The organism is Pengzhenrongella sp. (assembly GCF_036565025.1).
Classification (GTDB): domain Bacteria; phylum Actinomycetota; class Actinomycetes; order Actinomycetales; family Cellulomonadaceae; genus Pengzhenrongella.
Window position 1 is genome coordinate 1 of the sequence record NZ_DATCNW010000005.1, and the last position, 2,901, is coordinate 2,901.

Sequence of the window (2,901 nt, forward strand, 5' to 3'; positions counted from 1 at the left end):
GGCTCGCGCACGACCTCCCGGCCGTCGACTCCCGTGCGCAGGACGCGGGCGAGCGCGGGATTGGCGAGCCGGGCGATCGTCGCGTCGTCGCTCGTCGGCAGGTCCCCGCCCATCATCAGCGGGGACCGGCCCATCACCCACAAGGTGAGCAGCGTGCACTGCTCGTCGGGTGTGAGGCGGCTGTCGCGGTCCTCGCCGCGTTCGGCGCGGATGCCGATCCGCCCGAGCGGGAGCATGTCGGCGTCGGCCCATCCGCCGGGCTGCTGGAACGGTGCCCAGCGGGCGAGCCGCGCGAACTGCGCGTGCACGTCCTCCCAGCGGTCCCAGAGGTCGTCCGAGATGCGCCACATCTGCGCGTGCGCGCGCAGGTGCTCCAGGTTCGCGGTCGACAGGTGGGTGCCCGGGGAGAGCGAGAGGGCGATCTCGCGGCCGCTGCGCTCGATCGCCGTCGCCCACGCCTCGATCGCTCGCGGGTGGTACGGGGCGAGCATGTCGTCGACCTTCACGAAGTCGACGCCCCAGGCGGCCAGCTGGGCGACCTGCGCGTCGAGGTACCCCTGCGCCGCCGGGTGGTCGTGGTCGAGCCCGTAGTTGTCGGGGTTCCAGGTGCAGGTCGACGACGTGTCAGCGGCGTCCCGCGCGGTCCAGGCGGTGCCGAGCACGGGCAGGTTGCGTTCGACGGCGAGCCGCGGGATGCCCCGCATGACGTGCACCCCGAACCGCAGCCCGAGGTCGTGCACGGCGGCGGCAAGCGGGGCGAACCCGCGGCCACCGGCGGCGGACTGGAAGCGGTTCTCCGCGGGCAGCGTCCGGCCGTGGGCGTCGAGGCTCAGCCGTGCGCCCGCGTTGTAGCCGTGCGACCTGGCCGTCGGGTCGTACCACGCGATGTCGACGACGACCGTGTCCCAGCCGTGGGCGAGCAGGTGCCCGGCCATGAAGCGCGCGTTGGCGAGCACCTCGTCCTGCGTGACGGTCGTGCCGTAGCAGTCCCAGGAGTTCCAACCCATCGGGGGCGTGGGCAGGGTCGGCGCCTTCGGGTCGCGCACGGGTCAGCTCACCATCAGGGGTCGGTTCGGTACGCCGACGCCGACGACCGCAAGGAAGTTCTCGAGAGTGAGGGTAGCCATCCCGGCGCCGACGAGGTTGCCGGGGATCGACGTCCGCTCGACGGACACCGCGGCGAACGAGCTGGGCAGGACGTGCTCGGCGAGCTCGGCCTTGGCCGCGGGGATCAGCCAGTCGCCGAGACGGTCGACCGTCCAGCCGGTCAGCCGGACCTGTCGCGGGTTGGTGAAGTTGATGAGGTCGCCGAGGGCCGCCGCCAGGAAGTGCGCCGTTCGGCCGAGCAGGGCGACCATCGCGGGTTCCTCGGCGCACAGCCCGGCGCGGACGGCGTCGACGAACTCGCTCTGGCTACCCAGGCGCAGCGCCGGGTGCCCGGGGTCGATCTCCCGGAGGGTGTCCACCACCCCGGGGACACCGACGTACGTCTCGACGCAGCCGCGCCGGCCGCAGTGGCACGCGCGGCCGTCGAGCATGAGCAGGGTGTGCCCCCACTCCCCCGCGTTGTTGGTCTCCCCGCGCACGATGGCCCCCTGCAGCGCGATCCCGGCCCCGACGCCGGTCCCGAGGTTCACGGTGACCAGGCTGCGGTCGAGCCGGCCCTCGCCGAACCACAGCTCGGCCGCGGTGATCGCCTTGAGCGGGTTGTCGACGTGCACGGGGAGCGCGAGCGCGTCCTCGAGGAGCTGCTCGATGCGCACGTCGTGCCAGGACCAGTTGGGCGCGAACACCGACACGCCCGCCTCGGGCTGGACCTGTCCGGGCAGGCTCACGCCGACGCCGACGACGCTCGCGACCGGGATCCGGGCCACGCCGAGCGCGCCGTGCACGGCCCGGGCGATACCAGCGACGACGTACTCGGGGCTCTTCTCGTGCTCGTCCAACGGCACGCCGAACGACCCCAGGGACGCCACCCGCAGGTCGTACACCGTCGCGGAGACGTACGTCTCGGCGACGTCGACGCCGATCAGCCGCCCGCCGTCCGGATCGATCTGCAGCCGGGAGAGCGGGCGCCCGACGCCGGTGCTGGCCACTCCCGCGACCCCGACCACGCGTGCGGCGAGCAGCTCGTTGACGATCGTGGACACGGTCGCGACGCTCAGCTTCGTCCGGGCCGCGAGCTCCTGGCGGGTCGCGACGTCGAGCCGGAGGAGCGCCCGGAGCACGACCAGCCGGTTCTGCTTGCGCAGGTCGCGCGAGGTGATCCTCGCCGGAGATCGCACCGTCACAACGGCCTGGCCTCGATCCGGCGCAGCGTGGGTTCGGGTCCGCCGGCGGTGCCGTGGGCGAGGATCGTCAGGCGCCCGCCACCGGCGACCCACTCCCCCGGCGCCCAGAGCAGGCCCGGGTCGCCTCCAGTGAACACCGGGCGGTGGTCGTCCTCGAGCCAGACCCGGCCGAGGCAGCGCCCGTCGAGCCACACCGTCAGACGCAGCTGGTGGCCCTCGAACCGCACGGCGTAGCCGCCGGGGGCGGCCGGCAGCTCGAGGTCGAGCCAGTGGTCCGATCCGGCGGGGACGGTCAGCGGAAGGTCGACGGCGGGCGTGCCCGCACGGGCCTCGCGCGCGCGCCAGTCGAGGTCGCGATCGGTCAGCGTGGCCAGCTGCCAGCCGGCCACGGGCCGCAGGCCGAGCACGCTCACCCGGACCGGCCGGGCGCCCGGATCGTGCGGATGCGTGACCGCGATCGCGACGGTCCGGCCCCCCGGGACCGCGAGCCACGGGTTCTCGGGGTACACGCCGACCTCCGCGCCGCCGTCGACCGCGACCCGTACGGGGACGCTCAGCCCCTCGAAGTGCAGGACCGCGTCGCGGCTCGCTGCGCTCACCTCCCGACGGT

3 protein-coding genes are annotated in these 2,901 nt (G+C 74.1%); all 3 read right to left on the reverse strand.

What is annotated here, in order from left to right; genetic code table 11:
• On the reverse strand, positions 1-1,007 hold a 1,007-nt coding region (locus tag VIM26_RS00135; protein ID WP_331948276.1), incomplete at its 3' end, for an alpha-galactosidase.
• A gap of 42 nt (positions 1,008-1,049) precedes the next feature.
• A complete protein-coding gene (locus tag VIM26_RS00140; RefSeq protein WP_331948274.1) occupies positions 1,050-2,291 on the reverse strand; it encodes an ROK family protein in 1,242 nt (413 codons plus the stop codon).
• Positions 2,288-2,901 (reverse strand): hypothetical protein (locus tag VIM26_RS00145; RefSeq protein ID WP_331948275.1); only part of this gene is annotated, 614 nt, incomplete at its 5' end. The genes VIM26_RS00140 and VIM26_RS00145, both read right to left, overlap by 4 nt.